21 protein-coding genes are annotated in these 20,821 nt (G+C 63.7%); 7 read left to right on the top strand and 14 right to left on the bottom strand.

All coding sequences use genetic code 11. The features are described from left to right. The first annotated feature begins 87 nt into the window (after positions 1–87). From ACUN0G_RS10155 to ACUN0G_RS10130, 6 genes are all read left to right on the top strand, one after another. Complete coding sequence (locus tag ACUN0G_RS10155; RefSeq protein WP_445573272.1) at positions 88–744, top strand: RraA family protein; 657 nt, start codon at positions 88–90, stop codon at positions 742–744. Beyond that, positions 741–1,970: a pyridoxal phosphate-dependent aminotransferase gene (locus ACUN0G_RS10150; protein WP_445573271.1), complete on the top strand. Its 1,230-nt coding sequence runs from the start codon at positions 741–743 to the stop codon at positions 1,968–1,970. Before ACUN0G_RS10155 ends, ACUN0G_RS10150 begins: the two co-directional genes overlap by 4 nt. 97 nt (positions 1,971–2,067) lie before the next feature. Next, positions 2,068–3,405: an MFS transporter gene (locus tag ACUN0G_RS10145; protein WP_256576936.1), complete on the top strand. Its 1,338-nt coding sequence runs from the start codon at positions 2,068–2,070 to the stop codon at positions 3,403–3,405. A gap of 25 nt (positions 3,406–3,430) precedes the next feature. Beyond that, positions 3,431–4,093, top strand: coding sequence for an RraA family protein (locus ACUN0G_RS10140; protein ID WP_093198880.1), 663 nt, complete (start codon positions 3,431–3,433; stop codon positions 4,091–4,093). Between the two features lie 97 nt (positions 4,094–4,190). Beyond that, positions 4,191–4,748, top strand: a complete 558-nt coding sequence (locus ACUN0G_RS10135; RefSeq protein WP_017478976.1) for a helix-turn-helix domain-containing protein — start codon at positions 4,191–4,193, stop codon at positions 4,746–4,748. Between the two features lie 87 nt (positions 4,749–4,835). Then, complete coding sequence (locus tag ACUN0G_RS10130; protein ID WP_445573270.1) at positions 4,836–5,411, top strand: HD domain-containing protein; 576 nt, start codon at positions 4,836–4,838, stop codon at positions 5,409–5,411. Positions 5,412–5,417: 6 nt separating this feature from the next. Here ACUN0G_RS10130 and gspD read toward each other — a convergent pair whose 3' ends face one another. The 12 genes from gspD to ACUN0G_RS10070 all read right to left on the bottom strand — a co-directional run bounded on the left by gspD (position 5,418) and on the right by ACUN0G_RS10070 (position 15,593). After that, the gene (gene gspD, locus ACUN0G_RS10125; RefSeq protein WP_445573269.1) at positions 5,418–7,631 is read right to left on the bottom strand and encodes a type II secretion system secretin GspD; all 2,214 of its coding nucleotides are present in this window, start codon (positions 7,629–7,631) and stop codon (positions 5,418–5,420) included. Further along, positions 7,628–8,152 (bottom strand): hypothetical protein, encoded by a 525-nt coding sequence (locus tag ACUN0G_RS10120; protein ID WP_445573268.1) that lies wholly within the window; start codon positions 8,150–8,152, stop codon positions 7,628–7,630. The genes gspD and ACUN0G_RS10120 overlap by 4 nt, the downstream gene beginning before the upstream one ends. Continuing rightward, positions 8,149–8,760, bottom strand: coding sequence for a type II secretion system protein GspM (gene gspM / locus ACUN0G_RS10115; RefSeq protein ID WP_023659000.1), 612 nt, complete (start codon positions 8,758–8,760; stop codon positions 8,149–8,151). The genes ACUN0G_RS10120 and gspM overlap by 4 nt, the downstream gene beginning before the upstream one ends. Then, positions 8,735–9,775, bottom strand: coding sequence for a PilN domain-containing protein (locus ACUN0G_RS10110; RefSeq protein ID WP_177027103.1), 1,041 nt, complete (start codon positions 9,773–9,775; stop codon positions 8,735–8,737). The genes gspM and ACUN0G_RS10110 overlap by 26 nt, the downstream gene beginning before the upstream one ends. Next, complete coding sequence (locus ACUN0G_RS10105) at positions 9,772–10,494, bottom strand: type II secretion system minor pseudopilin GspK (protein ID WP_445573267.1); 723 nt, start codon at positions 10,492–10,494, stop codon at positions 9,772–9,774. Before ACUN0G_RS10105 ends, ACUN0G_RS10110 begins: the two co-directional genes overlap by 4 nt. Further along, positions 10,491–11,108, bottom strand: a complete 618-nt coding sequence (locus tag ACUN0G_RS10100; RefSeq protein WP_445573266.1) for a prepilin-type N-terminal cleavage/methylation domain-containing protein — start codon at positions 11,106–11,108, stop codon at positions 10,491–10,493. The genes ACUN0G_RS10105 and ACUN0G_RS10100 overlap by 4 nt, the downstream gene beginning before the upstream one ends. Next, positions 11,105–11,473, bottom strand: a complete 369-nt coding sequence (locus tag ACUN0G_RS10095; protein WP_445573265.1) for a type II secretion system protein — start codon at positions 11,471–11,473, stop codon at positions 11,105–11,107. Before ACUN0G_RS10095 ends, ACUN0G_RS10100 begins: the two co-directional genes overlap by 4 nt. Further along, positions 11,470–11,901: a GspH/FimT family pseudopilin gene (locus tag ACUN0G_RS10090; protein WP_258344813.1), complete on the bottom strand. Its 432-nt coding sequence runs from the start codon at positions 11,899–11,901 to the stop codon at positions 11,470–11,472. Before ACUN0G_RS10090 ends, ACUN0G_RS10095 begins: the two co-directional genes overlap by 4 nt. Continuing rightward, positions 11,901–12,326, bottom strand: coding sequence for a type II secretion system major pseudopilin GspG (gene gspG, locus ACUN0G_RS10085; protein ID WP_017478966.1), 426 nt, complete (start codon positions 12,324–12,326; stop codon positions 11,901–11,903). The genes ACUN0G_RS10090 and gspG overlap by 1 nt, the downstream gene beginning before the upstream one ends. Before the next feature lie 20 nt (positions 12,327–12,346). Then, entirely contained in the window at positions 12,347–13,549 is a 1,203-nt protein-coding gene (gene gspF / locus ACUN0G_RS10080; RefSeq protein WP_226477903.1) for a type II secretion system inner membrane protein GspF, read from the bottom strand. After that, positions 13,546–15,270 (bottom strand): type II secretion system ATPase GspE, encoded by a 1,725-nt coding sequence (gene gspE, locus ACUN0G_RS10075; RefSeq protein ID WP_258348808.1) that lies wholly within the window; start codon positions 15,268–15,270, stop codon positions 13,546–13,548. The genes gspF and gspE overlap by 4 nt, the downstream gene beginning before the upstream one ends. Positions 15,271–15,365: 95 nt before the next feature. Next, a complete protein-coding gene (locus ACUN0G_RS10070) occupies positions 15,366–15,593 on the bottom strand; it encodes a hypothetical protein (RefSeq protein WP_421525542.1) in 228 nt (75 codons plus the stop codon). A gap of 508 nt (positions 15,594–16,101) precedes the next feature. Here ACUN0G_RS10070 and ACUN0G_RS10065 point away from each other — a divergent pair. Beyond that, positions 16,102–18,855: a beta-glucosidase gene (locus ACUN0G_RS10065; RefSeq protein WP_421525541.1), complete on the top strand. Its 2,754-nt coding sequence runs from the start codon at positions 16,102–16,104 to the stop codon at positions 18,853–18,855. Positions 18,856–18,964: 109 nt separating this feature from the next. Here ACUN0G_RS10065 and ACUN0G_RS10060 read toward each other — a convergent pair whose 3' ends face one another. Beyond that, complete coding sequence (locus ACUN0G_RS10060; protein ID WP_017478961.1) at positions 18,965–19,591, bottom strand: TetR/AcrR family transcriptional regulator; 627 nt, start codon at positions 19,589–19,591, stop codon at positions 18,965–18,967. A gap of 61 nt (positions 19,592–19,652) precedes the next feature. Then, the gene (locus tag ACUN0G_RS10055; RefSeq protein WP_445573264.1) at positions 19,653–20,693 is read right to left on the bottom strand and encodes a LacI family DNA-binding transcriptional regulator; all 1,041 of its coding nucleotides are present in this window, start codon (positions 20,691–20,693) and stop codon (positions 19,653–19,655) included. Between the last annotated feature and the right edge of the window lie 128 nt (positions 20,694–20,821).

The raw sequence follows: 20,821 nt of genomic DNA, 5'->3' as shown, positions 1-20,821 counted from the left end.
AAGCGTATGCAAGGCTTCTGTACTTCGTAATATACCTATCATAGCCACTGACTGACACTGGCCGCCTCCGTCACCCGAGGCTTGCCCATGACCCCTGACCGTTTGCTCGATCGCCTGGCCGCACTGGACACCAACACCGTGTCCGACGCCCTCGACTTCCTCGGCCTGCCAGGCGCCACCGTGGGCCTGCGCCCGTTGTGGAACTGCCCGAAGATCGTTGGCCGCGCCAGTACCGTACTGCTCGGCCCCAAGTCCGACATCGCTCCGACCGTGCACTTGATCACGCCGGTGATCGAACAGGTCGAAACCCGCGACCGGGTGCTGGTGATTGCCGGCGGTATCGAGGGCATTTCCTGCTGGGGCGACATCATCGCCAACGCCGCAGCCCGCAAACAGATACGCGGCACGGTGATTGATGGTTTCAGCCGCGATATCGACGGCAGCGAGGCCATCGGCTATCCGGTGTACGGACGCGGCGTGACCATGATCAGCGCGCGCAACCGCGTGGTGCAGCTCGACGCCGGCGTGACGCTCAACGTTGCTGGCGTGAGCGTCAGCGAGGACGACTACGTGATCGCCGATACCTGCGGCACGGTGTTCGTGCCCCAGGCGGTGATCGAAAAGGTCCTGGACCTGGGCGAGCGCATCGCCCGCCGCCAGGATGGCATGGTACAGGCGGTGCGCAGCGGGCGTTCGGTGGTCGAGGTGATGCACGACGCACAGTTTGAGGCGATCACCCGATGAGCGCCGATATCCAGCGGCTGAACCCGCGCCTGGCCAGCGCACAACCGTCCGCCACCTATCGCATCATGGACCGCGTCGCCGAACGCCGGGCACAAGGCGCACAGATTATTTCGCTGTGTGCCGGCGAGCCGGATTTCGACACCCCGGCGCATATCCGCGAGGCTGCGATCCAGGCCATCGAAACCGGGCATACCCGCTACACTCAGGTGGCCGGTGCGCGGGCCCTGCGGGAGGCGGTGGCGGCGAAGTTCCGGCGCGAAAACGGCCTGGACGTGTCCTGGCAGGACACCCTCGTGTGCAACGGCGGCAAGCAGGTGATCTATAACGCCCTGGCGGCCACCCTCAATGAAGGCGACGAGGTGATCGTGCCCGCGCCGTACTGGGTCAGTTACCCCGAGATGGTGCAACTGTGCGGCGGCGAAGCGCGCATCGTCACTTGCGATGCCGACAGTGGGTTCAAGCTGACACCCGAGGCCCTGGCCGCTGCAATCACCCCGCAAACACGCTGGCTGATCCTCAATTCACCGTCCAATCCCACCGGCGCGGTGTACAGCGAGGGCGAGCTACGGGCGCTGGCCGAAGTGCTGTTGCCCCACCCGCAGGTGCTGATCCTGGCGGACGACATCTACGAGCACCTGATCTTTGACGGCCAGGTGTTCCATACCCTGGCCCAGGTTGAACCCCGGCTGGCACCGCGTACATTGACCATGAACGGCGTGTCCAAGGCCTACGCCATGACCGGCTGGCGCATCGGTTTCGCCACCGGCCCACGCTGGTTGCTGGAGGCCATGGAAAAGCTGCAAGGCCAGCAAACCTCTGGCGCCTGCTCGGTCTCGCAACAAGCGGCACTTGCCGCGCTGGAAGGCCCCAAGGATTTTATCCGCGACAGCCGCGTGGTGTTCCAGGCGCGCCGGGACTTGATGGTGAAGTTGCTGAATGACACGCCAGGCCTGACGTGCATCAGCCCCGCCGGTGCGTTCTATGCCTTCGCCTCCTGCGCGGCGCTGATCGGGCGTACCTCGGCGGGGGGCCGGGTACTGCACAGCGATGAAGATGTCGCCCTGGCGCTGCTGGATGAGGCCAATGTGGCTGTGGTCCACGGCAGCGCCTTTGGCCTGGGGCCTTACATTCGCATCGCCTATGCCCTGGATGATGCGTCGTTGCGCCAGGCGTGCGAGGCAATCCGCGGCTTCTGCAGCAAACTGCTGATCGAAGAAAAAAAGTGATGAGTTCACATAGATAAATATCGCTAATGGTGGCGTTCGGCCCTTCTTAAGATTGGGGCCGAACAGGACAACACTCACAACAACAAGGTCCGCCCTCATGTCTATGCCTGAAGTCATAAAACCCGCTGTGCGCAGCCAATACCGCTGGGTGGTTGCGGCGCTGATTTTCCTGATCTACACCGTGGCGGCAGCCGACCGGGCCAACCTCGGCGTGGCGCTGCCGTTTATTCGCCAGGAATTTGAAATGAGCAATGCCCAGGCCGGCGGCCTGGTCAGCCTGTTCCTGCTGGCTTACGCCCTGGCACAACTGCCGTCGGGCTTTGCCTTCGGGCGCTTTGGCGTCAGCCGGATCCTGCCGGGGGCCATGGTGCTGACCTCGTTGCTGACCGGCCTGGTAGGCACCGCCAGCTCACTGCTGGCGCTGAAACTCTATCGCCTGGGACTGGGCATCGCCGAAGGCCCGCTGCCCATCAGCATGACCACCACCATCAACAACTGGTTTCCGGCACGGGAAAAAGGCACCGCGTCGGGGATCTTTTTGTCGGCCGTGAAGTTCGGACCGGTGATCGTGCCGCCGCTGTGCGCCGTGATCATTTCGGTGTGGGGCTGGCGCGAGATTTTCTACTTCTTTGCGATCCCGGGCATCGTGCTGGCGGTGGTCTGGTACTTCCTGGTCACTGACCATCCGTCCCGCAGCCGCTTCGTCAACCCGGCCGAACTGCAGTACATCGTCGAGGACACGGCAATCAGCCAGACCGCCCGCGTGCACAAGACGCCGGCCTGGGTTGAGAGGCTCGACCGGGTCATCCGCACCCGCGATGAAAAGCCTCTGGAAACCAACCGCCAGGTGTTCAAGTCGTGGAACATCTGGGGTTGCGCCACCAGCTACTGCTTTCAGCTCGGCGTCTCCAGCGTGCTGCTGGCGTGGATTCCCACCTACCTGATGACCGTCAAGCAGTTCTCGATCATGAACATGGGCCTGGTCTCGGCAGCGCCCTGGGTGGGCGCGGTGCTGGGCAACCTGTTGGGTGGTTTCTGCTCGGACCGCCTGATGGGCGGGCGCCGCAAGCCGGGCATGTTGCTGTCGGCCGTCGGCACCTCGTTGATGATGTACCTGCTGATCAATTCACCGGCCGAGCCCCTGCCCTACGGCTTGCTGCTGATGCTGACCGGCGTGGTGCTGAGCCTCGGCTTCTCGTCCTACATGGTCTACCCGATGGGCCTGACCACCAAGAAGACCTTCCCGATCTCCAACGCCATCGTGAACATGATCGGCCAGTTGGGCGCCGCCGCCACGCCCTTCATCACCGGCCTGCTGCTGGACAACTACGGCTGGAACTACGTGTTCGCCTGGCTGGCGATCGGCTCGTTCATCAGCTTCATCATTTTGCTGACCATTGCCGAGCCCCGCCCGGCCTCCAGCCAACCGACCTGATTTGTCACCCCACGAGGAGTTACCCATGTCGCCCCAAGACCAAGAATTGGTTGCCCTGTTTGCAGGCCTGGACACCCCGGGCGTGTCCGATGCCCTGGACAAACTCGGCTTGCCCGGCCAGTGCCTGGGAATCATGCCCCTGGACAACTATCGCCAGGTGGTGGTCGGCCCGGCCTTTACCGTGCGCTACGTCAGCGCCAGCACCCCGCCGGGCACCGTAGGCGACTTTATCGATGACGTGGCCGAAGGCGATGTGGTGGTGATCGACAATGACGGGCGCACCGACTGCACGGTGTGGGGCGACATCATGACCCAGTACGCCGGCAGCCAGCGGATCGCCGCGACGGTGATTGATGGCGTGTGCCGCGACGTCAGCAAAGCCCTGGGCGACGGCTACCCGCTGTTCACCAAGGGCCGGTTCATGCGCACGGGCAAGGACCGGGTTGAAGTGGAAGCGGTAAACCAGCCGGTGTCCATCGGCCAGGCCCGGGTGTGCGCCCGGGACATCGTGGTCGCCGACGCCAACGGCGTGGTGATCGTGCCGCGTGAGCGGGCCCATGAAGTGGCAGCCTGTGCACGCTCGATTGAAGCGGTGGAAGCACGTATCCGGGGATTGCTCGATGAAGGCAAATCATTGAGGGAAGCGCGGGCAGTGCTGGGTTATCACACCCTGCAACGCAAGGGCTGAGACGCGCCGGGCCGCTCCGCTGATCCAACAGATTTGCGCAGCGGCCCCTGCATTCCTCACACTACCCGCCCTCACCGCCTTCCCCGGAATGTGAAAAATGTCCGACCTGTTGCTCAAGCCTGCCCTGCCCGGCATTGCGCTGAGACGATGGCGTCTGCTGCACCGCGTCAAACAGACTCACGCCGCCGAGTTGTTCCACGTCACCCAGTCGACCATTTCCCGCTGGGAAAGTGGCGTGCAGGCCATGGAGCCTGCGGCGCACCGACAACTTGAACAGTTGCTGGCCGCACGCCTGGAAGCCGCCGCCGATCAGGCCCTCGCCCGGCTGGTCAAGGAAAGCCCGCGCCCGATGCACCTGGTGTGTGACCTGACCCACCGTCTGCTGGCTTGCTCGGCCTCCCGTGCCGCCGAGTTCAGCAGCCCGTTGGCGGACCTTCTGGGGCATTCACTGTGGCGCTTCGTGACGCCGGAAATCCTGCGTATGGAGTCCGCGCTGGATGACTCGGGCTGGCGCGACAGCCTCGCCCCGCCGGCCCTGGAGTTCATCACCGGCACCAACGACTCCACGGTTGTACCGATCCGCCAGAGCCTGTGCCGCTGGACCCGCATCCCCCTGAGCGATGGCACCGCCGCGCGGCTGGTCGAGACGCTCTAACTCCCCGGCGCATATTTTATGCGTGGACGCTTCGCACCACCGCGCCTAGTCTTGAATCCTTAACCGCGACCCTGCCGGGGCAGATTCATGGACATCGAAAAACTCAAGGGCCGCCTCGACTTCCTGCGCGAAGCGGAAAAACTCAAGGACGTGCTCAGAAGCGCGCACACCTCTTCCGGCCGCACCGAAAGCACCGCGGAACACAGCTGGCGCCTGTGCCTGATGGCAATTACCTTCGGGGATGAACTGGCCGGCCTCGACCTGCTGAAAATCCTCAAGATGTGCGTAATCCACGACCTGGGAGAGGCCCTCCACGGCGACATCCCGGCGGTCCAGCAAGCGCAGTTCCCCAACAAGAGCCAGCAAGAACACGACGACCTGCTGTTGCTGACCCGAGCACTGGATGAGCCGTTGCGGGCCGAGATTCTGGCCCTGTGGGACGACTACGAAAACGCCCGGTCCGCCGAGGCCAAGGCAGTCAAAGCCCTGGACAAACTGGAGACCCTGCTGCAACACAACCAGGGCCTGAACCCGCCCGACTTCGACTACGCCTTCAATCTGGCCTATGGCAAGAAACACACCAGCGCCGAGCCGATTTTCCAGACACTGCGCGAGATCATTGACCAGGATACAGAAGCAAAAATCCAGACTCCCAACCGGTAGCGCGAATTAGTTCACCGGCCGCAACAGCTGCATCTGCTGGCGATAGTCATCCGTCACCTGCCGTGCCTGGCCGCTGCTGGTAATCACCCTCGGTGTGATCAGCACGATCAGTTCGGTGCGGTCCTTGGACTTGCTGGTGTTGCCAAACAACCAGCGCAGCCCGGGGATTTTCCCCAGGTACGGCACCGCACTGACGCTCTCGGCGTTGTCCTGCTTGATCAGCCCGCCGAGCAACACGGTCTGGCCGCTTTGCACCGCCACCTGGGTGGACACCGAACGTGTGGAGATGCGCGGGTTGTTGGGCGTGTCACTGCTGTTGGTGGTTTGGTTCTCGGCGTCGCTGACCTGTTGCTGGATGTCCATGTACACCAGGCCGCCCGGGTTGATGCGCGGCACCACGTCGAGGATCACCCCGGTCTGCACGTATTCGACGCTGCTCAAGGTGCTGTCGGCGTTGCCAGTGTTGACCGTGGTCTGGCTGATGGGGATGTTGTCACCCACCTGGATCTGCGCGGGCTGGTTGTTCATCACCACCAGCGACGGCGCCGACAGCACCTGGGTGCGGCCGTTGGTTTCCAGGGCGTGCAAGGCCACTTGCAGGTTGGAGCTGACGAAGGAATAGAACAGCGAATCCGCGCCCAATCCCGCACCGCCACCGCCCAGGGCGCCCTGGCTGCCTGGGGTATTCGCCACTGTGGTGCTGGTAGAATTGCCCGCCAGACGTCCCAGGTACCATTGCACGCCGAGGTCCAGTTCGCCGGTGAGTTTGACTTCGAGAATGCGCGTCTCGATCTGCACCTGCAGCGGCGGGTTGTCGAGGCGTTTGATCGCCGATTCGATCTCCTTCCACTGCACCGGTCGGGTGCGTACCAGCAACTGGTTACTGCTTTTTTGCGCGGTGATTCGGGTGCCGGCGTCGAGGCTTTTGCCGGTCGTGCCTTCGGCAGCGCCCTGCTCCGTGCTTTCATTGTCTTCGCTGGCGGCCGGGGCCTGGTCTTCGTCGTCGCTGACGGGCGGGTTATTGCCGCTGTTGTTCAGGCCACCCGAGGTGCCGCCGCTGGTATTGAGTGACGACAAGGTCGCCGTGCGCAGGCCCGGCGCCACCTTGGCCGGCGTATCGTCCTTGATCACGCCGGTGCCGTAGATCTGCCGCAGGTATTTGGCGAGGTCCGTGGCCTTCATGTTGCGCACGTCGTAGACGTACATCTGCGGCTCGTTGCCGCCGCCTTCGTCGATGGTGTGAATCCAGTCGCCGACTTCGCTGAGGTACTGCGGCTGGGACGAGATCGCCACCACCGAATTGGTCCGCTCGATGGGCAGGAAGCGCACCATGCCCGCCAGGGGCATGCCGCTGTCGGGGCCGAACATTTTTTGCAGCTCGGGCATCAACTCCGCGACCGAAGCCCGTTGCAAACCGAATACGCCCACCGACATGCCCTTGAGCCAGTCGACATCGAAGGTGTCGATGGTGTCCTGGTAGTTGGCCAGCTCATCCGGCGTACCTGCCAGGCTCAACACATTGCGCGCCGGATCCACCAGCAGGAACGCGTTTTCCCGGGCAAACGGCTTGAGCAGTTTCTGCATTTCCGTGGCCGAGATATAGCGCAACGGAAACAGCCGCGCCGAGAGCCCGCTGGAGGGTTGCGACACGCTCATTTCCGGCACCAGCTTGCCCGCCACCGCCTGGTTGGCGGGCAGAATCACGTAGCGCTGGCCCTGGCGGATCATCGCGTTGTCGGTCCAGGACAGCAGGGTTTCAAGGATCGACAGCGCCTGTTTCTTGTTCACCGGCTTTGAGGTGGAAAAGCTTACGTTGCCTTTCACGCCCTGGGCGATGCTGTAGTTCTCGTGCAGCAGGTCGCCCATGACGCTGTTGATCACCGCTTCAATCGGCTGGTCGGCGAAGTTGAACACGATGTCGCCACTGGCTTCATCCTTGACCGCCGGCGCCGGTGCGGGCTGGCGCACGAACTGCTGGTTACCGCGAATCAACTGGCGCTGGGGCGGCGTGGGCGTCTGGGGTTGGCGACTGTCGACCGCAGACGACTCGCTGGCCGGGTCCTCGGGCGGCCGTTGCGAACCGGTGCCCTGCATCGCCTCGTGAAGCAAGGCATCGTCAGGGTCGAGGTGATCGGGGAATGACCCACAGCCGCCCAGGGCGACGGCGGTGGCCAGGCAAAACACGGTGGTGCGCAAGGCGCGAGGGGAAGTATCGATCAAGGGGCGGGCTCGTGAGGAAGGGAAATCGGGGGTGTGGTGGACGGCGGCGGCAAACGCGGAACGCTGAGGCTCAGGGTTTGCGTGCGGCCCTCCAGTACAAAACGGGCGTGCAGCGGTGTCAGGTGTTCCAGGCGCCAGCCGTTGGGCAGGGTCTGGCCTTGGTGGACCTTGAGTGGCGGACCGTCCGCGGGCTTGAGCAACGCGACGCGCAGGTCGCCGTCGAGCAGCACGCCGGTCAGCTTCAGGCTCGACAGGCTGGAAATCTCGGCCTGACCCACGGCGGCATCGGGGCTGCGGTCGGCGCTGAACAGCGGCGCCTGCCAGGTGCCGGCGAGGCTTTCCAGGGTCGCACTCGGGGCCACGTGAACCTTGGCTGACGCATTGGCGCGCGCGGCGGAGGCAGGCTCGTCCAGCCACTGCGGCGCATCGCCGATGCTGCTCAAGATGCCCACCATCAGCAGGCCCAGCAGCCCGGCCACACCGAGCAATCCCCACTCGAGGGGGCGCAATGAATTGATCATCGGCGGGCCTGCGTGGCGGCTGCCGGTTGCAGATAACCGCGCACCAACAGGTGCACCACCAGCTTTCCGGCACCGCCGCTGGCGGGGGCATTCGGACCGCGACGGACGCTCATTTCATCCACGAACAGGAACGGTCGCTGGTACTCCAGCTCATGCAGGATCGCAGTCAGGGGTTCGATGGCGCAGTTGAGGGTCAGGCTGACTTTGACCTGGCGATAGGGTTCGGTGTCGTCCTGCTCCGGGGTGATGGGCATGCGCTGGGTCAGGCTGCAGCCGCCGCCGAGGCCGGCGCGGCTGTTGATCAGGTCGGCGATGCGCTGCATCAGGTCCGCCGCCACGGCGCTGGGGTCATCTCCCGGCAACAGGCTGGTGCTGCTGGCCGGGTCCTGGCGGGCTTGTTCCAGTTGCTCACGCAGAGCGGCGCCCTGGTGCAGCAGGCCCGCATAGCGTTGCTGTTGTTCGCGCAGCTGTTCGGCCTGCTCGCCCATGGCGCGCAACGGCCCGGCGAACCAACTGTCGATCAGCAGCCAGTAACCGCCGCCCAGCACCAGCGCCAGGACCAGCAAGGCGGCGCCGCGACGTTCACGGGGTGTCAGTGGTCGGCGCATCGGCGGCCTCCTGGTGCAAGTGGGCGCGCAGGGAAAACTGATCCTTGCCGGTTTGCGCATCGGGTTGGATCACCCCTTCGAACTGGGGGTTTTCCAGGCTGTGGCAGGCCTTGATCCGGGTGATCAGGGCACTCGCCTTGGCGCTTTGCCCGGAGAAGGACACGTCGGCGCCGTCGTTGACCTCCAACTGGTCGATCCAGGTGTCGGCGGGCAGGCAGGCGGTCAGTTCGTTGAGCAGCGCCGCCAACGGCGGTTGTGCCGACTTGCGGCGAATCAGGTACTGCGCAGCGCCACGGGTATTGAGCAGTTGCTGGCGCAGGCTCTGGACCTCGGCGACCTGGGCTTTTTGCTGCTGCACCTGCTCACGCATGACATCGAGCACCCGCTGGCGGTCGTTGAGCCACAGCAGCATCGCGGCGATCAGCAAGGCACCGCACAGCCATGGCAGGCTGCGTTGCAAACCCTTCCCCGCCGGGCGTTGGCGTGGGCGCAACGGCGCCGGCAGCAAATCGATGCCCATAGGACCCTCTACATCCACCGCGTGGGGTTGCAAACCGAGGGCAGCGCAGTCCACCAGGATTTGATCCAGTCGCTCCCGCAGAATCGCCACCAGGGTCACTTGCACATGCGTGGCGCTGCGCCGCTCCTGACGGGCCACGAAGTACAACTGTTCAGCCTCGAACGGGGTAAAGCGGTCCAGTTCATAACCCACCACCGTCGACAGGTTGCGCGCGGCCGCCAAAGGCAGTGGCAGGGTTTGCAGCAGCACCGCCGAGGGCGCGAGCACCAGCACCTGGCGCACTTCGCCGGCAGGTTTTGCCACCGGCTCGGTCAACGGCCAGTGGTAGCGGTGCTCGGGGATGTCACGGACCGACAGCCATGCCGGCAGGCAGCCACGCAGCTCCTTGAGCCACAGGCGCCAGCCCACTTGCAGCAGGCTGCCGCGCCAGCGCCGGGTGAGCGGTTCGGCCAGCTGTTGAAGGCGCGCCACTGGCGCCGAAAAGTATGGATTCATTCTTGCCAACGCAGCACCCGATAAGGTTGTGCGCTTCCCTCCGATGGGCTCAATAAAACCGTGGTTCGTAACCGGGCGTGGTAACCGCCGGGGCGTTGTGCGCGGCTGTCGATCACCAGCACGTCACCGGGGTCGGCCCCTACCGCGCTCTGCCGGGGCAGGTTCAGCGCCTGGCGCATCAAGGGGCTGGCGAAGGCGGGATCGGGCCGGTCCAGGCCGCTCCACAAACTGATTTCCGGGGCCAGCCGGCTGTACAGCGCCTGGGTCATGCCGGGCAATTGCCGCACCTCCTCCACCACGCGGAACGGCGCCAGGCCTGCGTTGCGCCGCACTTCCAGGTCCCTGGCGAGCCGGCTGGCCTGGGCCTGGGTGGCGCCGCAGGCCAGGGCCAGGCGGGCAAAGTCGGCCGTCTCGGCGCTGTTCAAATACAGTTTGCCGCGCTCGCTGTGCAGGCTTACGTGGAGCTGTGCGTCATCAAATACCAGGGGCATTTCGCGGCCGTCGGCGATCCATTGCTTGCGTTGCAGCGGGTCGGCCAGGGCCTGCATGGCCAACGCCACACCCGCCTCCGCCGCCAGCAACGCCTGGGTATGCTGGCGATGCCATAGGGCTTGGCGGCTTTCCAGCTGTACCCACCCGGCCAGGCCGCCCAGCAGCAGGCTGAGCAACGCCAGCACCCACAGCACCAGCAGCAGCGCAACGCCGCGCTGACGCCTCATTCGCCTGATTCTCCGCCGGAGAGGTTCAGCCGCAGGGCAACCACTTGGGTGACCCACGGCACCGGCCCGTTGACCCGTGCTGCAATGCGTACCGCATAAGGCAGGCGTTTGGTCCACTGCCAGTCGCTGATCCAACCGGTGGCCTGACCCTTGGGCGACAGGCCGCGATAGCTGAATTGCAGGTCGTCGACGTTCTTCAACAACACCTGCGGCTCGCTGCGGGTGGCCGGCACGCTGGCTTGGGCGCCGGTCTCAAACCGGGCGAACGCCACTTGCAACTCGCCCTCGCGCAACTGCAAGGTGAAACGCTGGATGCCGCCACCGAGCACGCCCGGCAAGGTCGCGACGAATTGCAGGCGCTGGGGAGCGCCGACAAAAAAACCGTTGGTCTGGCTGTCGTCCTCGGTCACGTCCAGGGGCAGCGCCTCGCTGATGGACGTGCGCAGGAACTGTTGCGCGGCGCGACTTTCATCCAGGCTGACGGTGTAGCGCTGCGCTTTGAGTACTGCACGATTGGCTCCCAGGAGCGCGCCGCCCACCAGGGTCAACAACACGCCCAGCAGGCTGAGCACGATCATGATTTCGAGCAACGTGAAGCCCCGCTGCTGCTTCACTGGAGGCTCCCGTCGCGGCTGGCGCGCAGTTTCAAGGTACTGAAATTTGCGTGGCGCGGACCTTCGCTGACGCTGAGATCGAGGCGAAACAAATGTGGCTGACCGATGCGGGTGGGCTGCTGGGCGACGCGCAGTTGCCAGGCAATGCCGTCGAGCTCGCCCTGGCGCACGCCACTGGCCAGGGGGCCCGACGCTTCCTGATCCATCACGCTCAAGGCGGTATGGGTCAGGCGGTCGCTGTGGGCCACCTGCAACAACGAGCGCGCGCTTTGGCCGAACGCGACCAGCAACACCGTGCTGCAGATCGCCATGAGGGTCAGCGCTGCGAGCATTTCCAGCAAGGTGAAACCCGACTGACGCTTCATGGCAATGCCTTGGACTGCACGCTGCCGGTCAGCCAGCCGACGTCGATGCGCCAGCGCCGCGTGCCATTGGCCAACAACAGGTTGCCGCCGGTGGAGCTGCCGTCGGGGTAAAACTCCACCGCAGCGCCGGCGTGCTCGGCGGTGTGCAGGGTCACATGCAGGTCGGCCGGCCAGTGCTTGATGGGTTGCCCCGGCGCCTGAAAGCTCAGCCGGTCCAAGTCGAAGACGGTCTTGGCCGACGTGCCGCTGACAATTGCCCGCGCCCGGGTGCTGCGCAGGGCATCCACCATCTGCCCGACCACCTGGCGCTCCTTGGCAACCCGCAGGCCTTGTTGCAGGCCAAATCCCACCAACCCGGCCGCGATGCTGATCAACACGATCACCACCAGCATCTCCAGCAGGGTAAAGCCACGTTGGAGGGCCGGCATTATTCCCAGTTGCCCAGGTCGGCGCTGTAGCCTTCGCCGCCAGGCTGGCCGTCCTGACCGTAGAAGATCAGGTCGAAGGCGCCATGTTCACCGGGGAAACGATAGCCGAAGGCATGGCCGAACGGGTCCTTGAGGTCTGAGGGCTTGGCGTACGGCCCGGCCCAGCCGGCGGTGTTGCCAGGCTTGTCGACCAATTGCTGGAGGCTCTTGGGGGGCGAGCCGACGTCCAGGCCGTAGCTCTCGATCTTCATGCTCAGGCTGGCCAGTTGCGCCTTGCCGGCGCCGTATTTTCCCTTGTCGACGTTGCCACCTACCTGGCGCACCACGATGGTGGCGACGATGCCCAGCAACACGATCACCGCGAGCATTTCCAGCAAGGTGAAACCGCCTTGGCGGCGGGCGGGTTTGAAACGGGTATGGCGCATCGGCTTGCTTCCTCGGGTTTTCATAGGTTGCTGGTCAGGCTCATCAGCGGCAGCATGATCGCCAGCATGATCACCGCCACCAGCACCGCCATGACCACGGTCAGGGACGGCACCAGGGCGGCGAGCAGGCGGTCGATGCCGCGCTTGGCTTCGACGTCGAACACGTCGGCGACCTTGAGCAGCATGCTGTCCAGTTCACCGGCCTGTTCGCCGACTTCAATCATTTGCAGGGCCAGGTCCGGCAGCAGCGGTTGGCTGCCAAACGCACTGGCCAGGGTGCCGCCGCCTTTCACCGACTCGGCGGCCTGAGCCACTTGTGCCTGCAAGGCACGGTTGGTGCAAACCTGGCGGGCGATCACCAGCGCTTGCAGCAGCGCCACGCCGTTGCTCAGCAAGGTGCCGAGGGTGCGGGCCAGGCGCGCGGCTTCGACCCGCTGCAACAGCGGGCCGATAACGCGGATACCCAGCACGCGCCGGTCGTACTGTTCGCGGTGTCGTGGGTTGCGCAGGCGTGCCGCCAGGGCCCAGACCGTCACGATCAACCCGGCGAGCACCGCCAGGCCATAGGCGCCGAGGAATTGGCCAAGGCCCAGAATCACTTCGGTGATCAGCGGGATCGGCACACCCAGATCGTTGAAGATCGGCACGAACTGCGGCACCACGTAAGCCAGCAACAGCGCCAGGGAGCCGAGCACGCCCACCACCAGGAAAGCGGGATAGATCAACGCGTTGATCACCTCGCCTCTTAACAACTGGCTGCGTTCCAGGTAGTCGCTGAGTTGGCGCAGGGTGTTCTCCAGCGCGCCGCCCGCCTCACCGGCACGGACCATGCTGAGGTACAGCGGCGAAAACTGGCTGCCCTCCTCTTCCAGCGCTGCCGACAATGGCTTGCCCGCCTTGACGTGCTCGCGAATACGCTCGATCAGCGCACGGGTCTGCGGTTGGCCGGGTTGCTTGAGCAGGATGCCCAGGGAGCGTTCCAGCGGTTGGCCCGCTCCCAGCAGCGTGGCCAGTTGCTGGGTAAAGCTGACCAGCGCCGCGCCATTCAACTGGCCGCGCCCGAAGGCATTGCGCAGCCCTTGGGCACCGGCGGCATCGATGTGCAACAGCAGCAGGCCACGCTTGTGCAGCGCGGCGACGGCGGCGGCCTGGTCCCTGGCTTCGAGGGTGCCGTTCTGCACGACGCCCTGGCTGTCCAGGGCGCGGTATTTGAACAGGCTCACGCGCCCTCTCCACGGGTGACGCGCAGCACTTCTTCAAGGGACGTGACACCGGCCACCGCCTGGCGCAGACCTTCTTCATGCAGGGTGCGCAAGCCACCACGGCGGGCAGCCTGTTCGAGGGTCGCGGCGTCGGCCTGGCGCATCAACAAGCTGCGCAGTTCGTCATTCATCACCAGCAATTCGGTGATTGCACTGCGGCCGTGGTAACCGCCGCCGGGGGCGTTGGCGCGAGGCCGGTAAAGCAGGATCGGGCGCTGGTCGGTGAAGCGGTCGAGGCCGTGTTCCTCGATCAACTCCGGCGGCGCTTCGAACGCCTCACGGGTCGCCGGGTCGAGGCGGCGCACCAGGCGCTGGGCGAGGATGCCATTGACGGTCGAGGCGATCAGGTAACTCTCCACCCCCATGTCCAGCAAGCGCGTGATACTCGCTGCGGCACTGTTGGTGTGCAGGGTCGAGAGCACCAGGTGGCCGGTCAGGGAGGACTGGATGGCGATGCGGCAGGTTTCGAGGTCGCGGATCTCACCGATCATGATCACGTCCGGGTCCTGGCGCACGATGGAGCGCAGCGCGCCGGCGAAGTCCAGCCCGATGGCCGGCTTGACCTGGATCTGGTTGATGCCTTCCAGTTGGTATTCCACCGGGTCTTCGACGGTGATGATCTTGCGCTCGGCGGTATTGAGCCGCGAAAGCGCGGTATAGAGCGTGGTGGTTTTACCCGAGCCGGTGGGGCCGGTGACCAGCAGGATGCCGTGGGGCCGCTCGAGCACTTCAAGAAAGGTTTCCAGGCGCTGGCCATCAAAACCCAGGCTCTGGAAATCGAACTGCACGGTCTGGCGGTCCAGCAGGCGCATCACCACCGACTCACCAAAACTGGTGGGCACCGTGGACACCCGCAGGTCCAGTTCCTTGCCCTGAATGCGCAACATGATCCGACCGTCCTGCGGCAGGCGGCGCTCGGCAATGTCGAGGCGCGCCATGATCTTGACCCGGGAAATCACCGCCGCCGAAGAACTCGACGGCGGCGCTTCGGCTTCATGCAGCACACCGTCGATGCGGTAGCGCACCTTGAGCTGGTTTTCGAAGGGTTCAATATGGATGTCCGAAGCACGGTGCTCCACAGCCCGCTGCAGGATCAGGTTGACCAGGCGAATCACCGGCGCCTCGGAGGCCATGTCCTTGAGGTGTTCGATGTCTTCCAGGGCGCCGCCTTGTTCATCGAGGTTTTCGATCAGGGTGCCCATGGCCGAACGGCCCTGGCCGTAGTAGCGCTCGATCAGGGTTTCGACTTCGTTGCGCGGCCCGACCGCCAACCACACCGGCACGCCGCACGCATACGCCAGGGCCTGGAACGGATACAGCAACGCCGGGTTGGCCGCCAACACTCGCACCCCGCCGTGGCTCCAGCCCACCGGCACCACCTGGTAATGGCGCATGAAGCGTTCGGTCAGCACCGGCAGCGGGTCGAGCACGGGCGGTGCGGCGTCCGCCAGCAGCAACGGTGCGCCGAGCAAATCGGCCCAGGCCCGCGCCAGTTCCACTTCGGAAACCAGCCCCAGGCGCGTCAGCAGGCCGAGCAATCCGTTGTCGTCGGACTCCAGGGATAACCGCCGGGCGCGTTCCAGGTCGACGGTTTTCAAACCGGCCTGTTGCATCAGCCACGCGCACACCTGTTCGGTATCCGGAATCTGCATTCGGCAAGCATCGATGGGCGTGGACAACATGGGCTGGGGCATCGGCACAAATCTGAGGGGCTAGTTAAAAAACCTGTTCCGTGGCGCCCGCGAGGTGAGGCGCCCAGGAACAGGTGCATCCCCCCTTAGTTGGAGGTTTTTGGTGCAGTCGTCTGGCTGTTGCCCAGCGGGCGGCCGCCCTTGGTGGTCTCGGCCTTCTGCTTCTTCGCCGCCTTGGCGTCGTGGGCCTGGGTGATCACGGTGGAATCGGCGGCGCCGGACTTGGCGTCGGCGTCCGTCGACTCGACGGCCATGGCCGCACCACTTAGTGCAACGCCCAGTACAACACCGGCACTCAACAGGGAAATCTTCATCAACTTTCTCCAGATTAAAAACAATCAATCGCCCAGGTGCTGTCCTGACAAGGTCAAGACCCTACACCAAAGCACTTTGCATTACAGCCTATTCAAACCATGGCCATTTAGAACTACTGGCGAACGCCACTAGTTAGCCATGATCGTGCATATTTTATTAAACCAATCGACTGGTAGGTTTAGCCTTAGTTCAAAGACGTAAGAAAATATTTCTTATTTGACGCAAAAATTAGCTTTCGTTTGACATTTAATAGCAAGAATTGACTTAATTACGGCGTTTTTGCGGTTCAAAATGCCATCTCATGATATCGCCTAGACACTACGCACAAGAATAATTAGTTCCACTATTACACTTTTAAAACAGCGGAATCCGCCCAGTAATCGCAATTAGCCATCGGCCAAAAGTTGCGACAAAGGTGAACTATTGCCCGTAAAAAAGTGACGAGCGTGCACAACGAAACGCACTTCTCGCCGCCCAGCTTTCAATCATCAGTTGTCGGAGAGCCCCATGAGTAAACGCAAAATGATCGGTGCGCAGTCGGCGTTCGCCCTGCTGGCACTTGCCGTGTCCCAGGTGCATGCGGCCACCAGCCCTGCCTTGGATGAAGCCCGGGTAAACCGCGCCGAAAAGGCCGCGGACAAGACCCTGGCCAAGATGACCCTGGAAGAAAAACTCGCCTATATCGGCGGCACCGGTGGCTGGGACGTCAAGCCGCTGACCCAGTATGGTGTGCCGCAGATTCATGGCGCCGACGGTGGCGTGGGCGTGCGCTACACCAGCGAAGGCAATGACCAGGGCGTGGTGTACCCCTCCGGCCCGAACCTGGCGGCCAGCTGGAACCCCCGCCGCGCCATCGACCTGGGCAGGGCCCTGGGTTACGACACCGCCAGCGGCGGTTATCAATTCGTCACCGGGCCAGGGGTGAACCTGTACCGCATGCCCTACAGTGGCCGGGCGTTTGAGTACCTGTCCGGTGAAGACCCGTTCCTCGGCGCCAGCCTGGGGCCGGCGGTGATCAACGGTATCCAGTCGCGCGGGGTGTGGGCCAACGCCAAGCATTTCGCCGCCAACGACCAGGAAAGCAACCGCTTCCATCTCGACGAAACCATCAGTGAACGGGTGCTGCGGGAAATGACCCTGCCGCCCTTCGAGTCCGCCTCGAAGAACAGCAAAGTGGCGATGATGATGTGTTCGTTCCAGAAGGTGAACGGTGAGTTCGCCTGCGAGAACAAGCACCTGATGCACGACATCCTGAAGACCGAATGGGGCTATCCGGGCTTCGTGCAGAGTGACTACAACGCCGTGGTCAACGGGTTACCGGCGGCACAGGCCGGTACCGACCTGGACATGATGGGCTACCAGATGAACAGCACGGTGCTCAAGCCGTTCCTGGACAGTGGCGAGCTCGCCAGCGCGACCATCGATGACAAGGTGCGGCGCATCCTCAAGCAGATCTACCTGTACAAATTCGACAGCAAGGCACCGTTGACCAGCCACAACATGAACAGCGCCACCAGCAACCGCGTGGCACTGAATGCGGCCCGCGAAGGCATCGTGCTGCTGAAAAACCAGAACAGCCTGCTCCCCCTGGATGCGAAGAAGGTCAAGCGCATCGCCGTGGTCGGCAACCTGGCCAAATACGCACCGCCTACCGGGTTCGGCAGCGCCAACGTGATGGCGGCCAACTACATCAGTGAGCTGAGCGGCCTGCAGCAACTGGCGCCGAACGCCAAGGTCGAGTTCATCGACGGGCTGTCCCTGGACCAGACGACGTCCAAATGGACCCACACCGACAACGACGGCAATAGCGTCAAGGGCTTGAAGACTGAATTCTTCAGCAATGCCAACTGGTCCGGTGACCCGGCTGCCACCCGTACCGACACCCACGTCGACCTCGACTGGTCCACCGACAGTCTGCCGGTGAATGGCGACACTGCCGCCACGTCGATCCGCTACAGCGGCCAGATCACCCCGACCGTCAGCGGCGAACAGGTGTTCAAGGTCCGCGCCGACGGTGCCGTGCGCCTGTACGTCAACGGCCAGAAAGTCCTCGACAACGGCGACGGCAACCCACTGCCCAACAACAGCATCCCGCCGACGATTCCGGTGTTCGCCAAGGTCAATCTTGAAGCCGGCAAGGCCGTGGACATCAAGCTTGAGTACTCGCGCCGCAAAGGCTACCTCTCGACCATGGGCGGGCTGGTGGGCGTGCAAATGAGCTGGGCCTCGCTGGTGGCACCCAAGGACCTGGCCCAGTACGACGCCGTACTGGTGGCCGCGGGCAACAGCAATGAGTACGAAGGTGAAGGCTTCGACCACAGCTTCGATTTGCCGGAGTATCAGAACCTGCTGATCCAGAGCATTGCCAAGGTCAACCCGAATACCGTGGTCACCCTGCACGGAGGCACCGGGCTGAAGATGAGCGACTGGATCGACCAGGTGCCGGCGGCGCTGCATGCGTTCTACCCGGGCCAGAACGGCGGCCAGGCCCTGGCGGAGATTCTGCTGGGCAAGGTCAACCCGTCGGCCAAGCTGCCCATCAGCATCGAACGCAACATTGAAGACAACCCGATCTACGCGACTTTCCCGAAATTCGACAATCAGGAAACCCTCACGCAGATGAGCTACAAGGACGACCTGTTCCTGGGTTATCGCGGCTACGAGAAGAAAGGCATCAAGCCGCTCTACCCGTTCGGCTACGGCCTGTCGTACACCACCTTCGGCTACAGCAACATCAGCGTGACCCCCGGTGTCGCGGTGGCGGGCGCGCCGATCAAGGTATCGTTCGACCTGAGCAACACCGGCAAGGTGGCGGGGGCTGAAGTCGCCGAGCTGTATGTGGGCCAGAACCACCCGAAAGTCGAACGGGCACTGAAGGAACTCAAGGGCTACAAGAAGGTGTTCCTCAAGCCGGGCGAGAGCAAGCGCGTGACCATCGAACTCAACGACCGCTCACTGGCGTACTTCGATGTGGCGAGCAAGCAATGGGTGGTGGACGCCGACAGCTTCAACCTGTCGGTGGGCGCCTCGTCCCAGGACATTCGCCTGAACGCCAAGCTGGTCAACCCGTTCCGCCAGGAACTGTCGACCACCACCAGCAACCCGCTGCCACGCTCGGCGCTCAACTCGACGCTGCGTGAGCTGCCAACGGTCAAGACCGGTGGTGTGCTGCATCAGAACCAGGGTGAGTCCGACACCAGCGACGGTGACGGCTACGACACCTCGGATGACAGCAGCCAGGGCAGTGCTGTCGGCAACTGATAAAAACCTGTAGGAGCGAGCTTGCTCGCGAAAAACGCAAAGACACCGCGTTAATCCAGGATGCCCGCGTTATCGTTGACGTCCTTCGCGAGCAAGCTCGCTCCTACCTTCACGCGCGTATGGCCGCATCGACCCGCGCGATGTAGGTATCGAAACGCGCCACCAGGTCCACCTGATCGGGAAAGCGCAGCCACTGGATCTGCAAGCCGTCCATCATGGCCAGGATCTCTTCCACCAGCCCGGCGATGTCCACATCGGCGCGCACCTCGCCCATGGCCACAAGGTCTGCAAACTGCCCGTGCATGCGCCGATGAATGCCCGCATAGCGCTCCTGAAACCAACCCCAGGCCGGGTGGGTGTCCAGCAGGCTTTCCGCATTCAGAATCGTAAAAGCCCGCACCACCCCCGGCGCTGTCGCGTTGGAGCGGTTGATCGCCCGCAGGCTGCCGAGCAACCCGGACAATGACTTCTCGGCCCGAACCTCATCGGCAATCCGCTGATTGACCTCGTCCCGGCGTTGCAGCACCCCCATCAACAACGAAATCTTGCTGGGAAAGTGATGCAGCAGGCCGGCCACCGAGATGCCGACGATCGCCGCCACCTGGGCCATCGAGGCGCCGCTGTAGCCTTCGAGGGAAAACACCTGCAGCGCGGCGTCCAACAGTTCTTCCCGGCGTTTTTCACCTTTGGGCGCACGGCGGGATTTGGGCGTGGCAGCGGGTTGTGGTTCGGTCATTGGCAGGTCCTTTGGGCAGGCCTGCACCGTATCCAAAATGCCCCGGAGCCGCAAATAAACCTCAGGCGCTCTCGCGATCGATCAAGCGGCATTCCAGCAGGTTCAAGCGCTGCACCTCGTCCTCAACCGGCAACACGCCCAGGCTTTCGAGCACCCGCGTCGCCGCCAGCACCCCAATCTCCAGGGCGGGCGGCTTGATGGTGCTGAGACTCGGCAGAAGCATTTCGGCAAACGGGTAATCACCAAAGCCGAGCACCGCACAATCCTCGGGGATTCTCAGCCCTGCCCGTTGCCCCGCCAGCAAGCCACCGGCGGCGAGGTTGTCATTGGCGAAGATGATTGCGTCGGGCGGCGTGGCGGCGCTCATCAACACGTGCATGGCTTGCTTGCCCGCCTCAAACGGTGCGCGGTCGGCGTCCGGGGCGAACACCCAGGGCTGCATGCCCAGCTCAAGCAGGGTCGCGCTGTAGCCATCCCGGCGTTCCAGTGCACTGAAGTCCCCCGGCGCGCTGTTCTGTACGAAGGCGATGCGCCGATACCCCTTGCCATGCAGGTAACGCGCAGCGGTCACGCCCACCTCGTAATGGGAGAAGCCAATCTGCAACGGCTCCCGCTCGGGTTGGTAATCCCAGGTTTCAACCACCGGAATATCCGCCTCGGCGATCATCTTCTCGGTGCCCGCGCTGTGGAAGCGGCTGGTGAGCACCAATGCCGCTGGCGACCAGCCGAGGAACGCGCGCACGGCATTTTCTTCCTGCTCGGCGCTGAAGTAACTGGACGCCAGCAGCAGTTGGTAGCCGTGGCGGCTGAGGGTGTCGCTGAAGCCCTGGATGGTATTGGCGAAGATCGGCCCGGAGATATTCGGAATCACCATGGCGACGATCCGGCCTCGCGCTGACGCCAACCCACCCGCTACCAGATTGGGCACGTATCCCAGCTCGGCGACCACTGCCGCGATGCGTTCGCGGCGTTCGGGCGAGACCTGCTCCGGCTGGTTGAAATAGCGCGACACGGTAATCGCTGAAACACCGGCCTGGCGTGCCACGGTGTTCAAGGTGACGCGGCCGGCGCCACGGCGTTTCCGGGGTTTGTCTTCGCTCAAGGGACGATCCTGTTAGAAACCTAAAAGAATATAAAACTAATTTTTTAGTATTTGACGCTCTATGTCACACCTACCAATAATGCCGATGTTAGCGCTACCAAAGCATTTTGTCTGCTACTCGCTCGAGC

The sequence above is a fragment of the Pseudomonas sp. 32A genome, from assembly GCF_052682255.1.
This window is presented reverse-complemented; position numbering and strand designations above follow the sequence as displayed.

Coding starts and splice junctions, on each gene's coding strand:
- ACUN0G_RS10155 (WP_445573272.1), top strand. CDS start 88: ATGACCCCTGACCGTTTGCTCGATCGCCTGGCCGCACTGGACACCAAC.
- ACUN0G_RS10150 (WP_445573271.1), top strand. CDS start 741: ATGAGCGCCGATATCCAGCGGCTGAACCCGCGCCTGGCCAGCGCACAA.
- ACUN0G_RS10145 (WP_256576936.1), top strand. CDS start 2,068: ATGTCTATGCCTGAAGTCATAAAACCCGCTGTGCGCAGCCAATACCGC.
- ACUN0G_RS10140 (WP_093198880.1), top strand. CDS start 3,431: ATGTCGCCCCAAGACCAAGAATTGGTTGCCCTGTTTGCAGGCCTGGAC.
- ACUN0G_RS10135 (WP_017478976.1), top strand. CDS start 4,191: ATGTCCGACCTGTTGCTCAAGCCTGCCCTGCCCGGCATTGCGCTGAGA.
- ACUN0G_RS10130 (WP_445573270.1), top strand. CDS start 4,836: ATGGACATCGAAAAACTCAAGGGCCGCCTCGACTTCCTGCGCGAAGCG.
- ACUN0G_RS10120 (WP_445573268.1), bottom strand. CDS start 8,152: ATGATCAATTCATTGCGCCCCCTCGAGTGGGGATTGCTCGGTGTGGCC.
- gspM (WP_023659000.1), bottom strand. CDS start 8,760: ATGCGCCGACCACTGACACCCCGTGAACGTCGCGGCGCCGCCTTGCTG.
- ACUN0G_RS10110 (WP_177027103.1), bottom strand. CDS start 9,775: ATGAATCCATACTTTTCGGCGCCAGTGGCGCGCCTTCAACAGCTGGCC.
- ACUN0G_RS10105 (WP_445573267.1), bottom strand. CDS start 10,494: ATGAGGCGTCAGCGCGGCGTTGCGCTGCTGCTGGTGCTGTGGGTGCTG.
- ACUN0G_RS10095 (WP_445573265.1), bottom strand. CDS start 11,473: ATGAAGCGTCAGTCGGGTTTCACCTTGCTGGAAATGCTCGCAGCGCTG.
- ACUN0G_RS10090 (WP_258344813.1), bottom strand. CDS start 11,901: ATGCCGGCCCTCCAACGTGGCTTTACCCTGCTGGAGATGCTGGTGGTG.
- gspG (WP_017478966.1), bottom strand. CDS start 12,326: ATGCGCCATACCCGTTTCAAACCCGCCCGCCGCCAAGGCGGTTTCACC.
- gspE (WP_258348808.1), bottom strand. CDS start 15,270: ATGTTGTCCACGCCCATCGATGCTTGCCGAATGCAGATTCCGGATACC.
- ACUN0G_RS10070 (WP_421525542.1), bottom strand. CDS start 15,593: ATGAAGATTTCCCTGTTGAGTGCCGGTGTTGTACTGGGCGTTGCACTA.
- ACUN0G_RS10065 (WP_421525541.1), top strand. CDS start 16,102: ATGAGTAAACGCAAAATGATCGGTGCGCAGTCGGCGTTCGCCCTGCTG.
- ACUN0G_RS10060 (WP_017478961.1), bottom strand. CDS start 19,591: ATGACCGAACCACAACCCGCTGCCACGCCCAAATCCCGCCGTGCGCCC.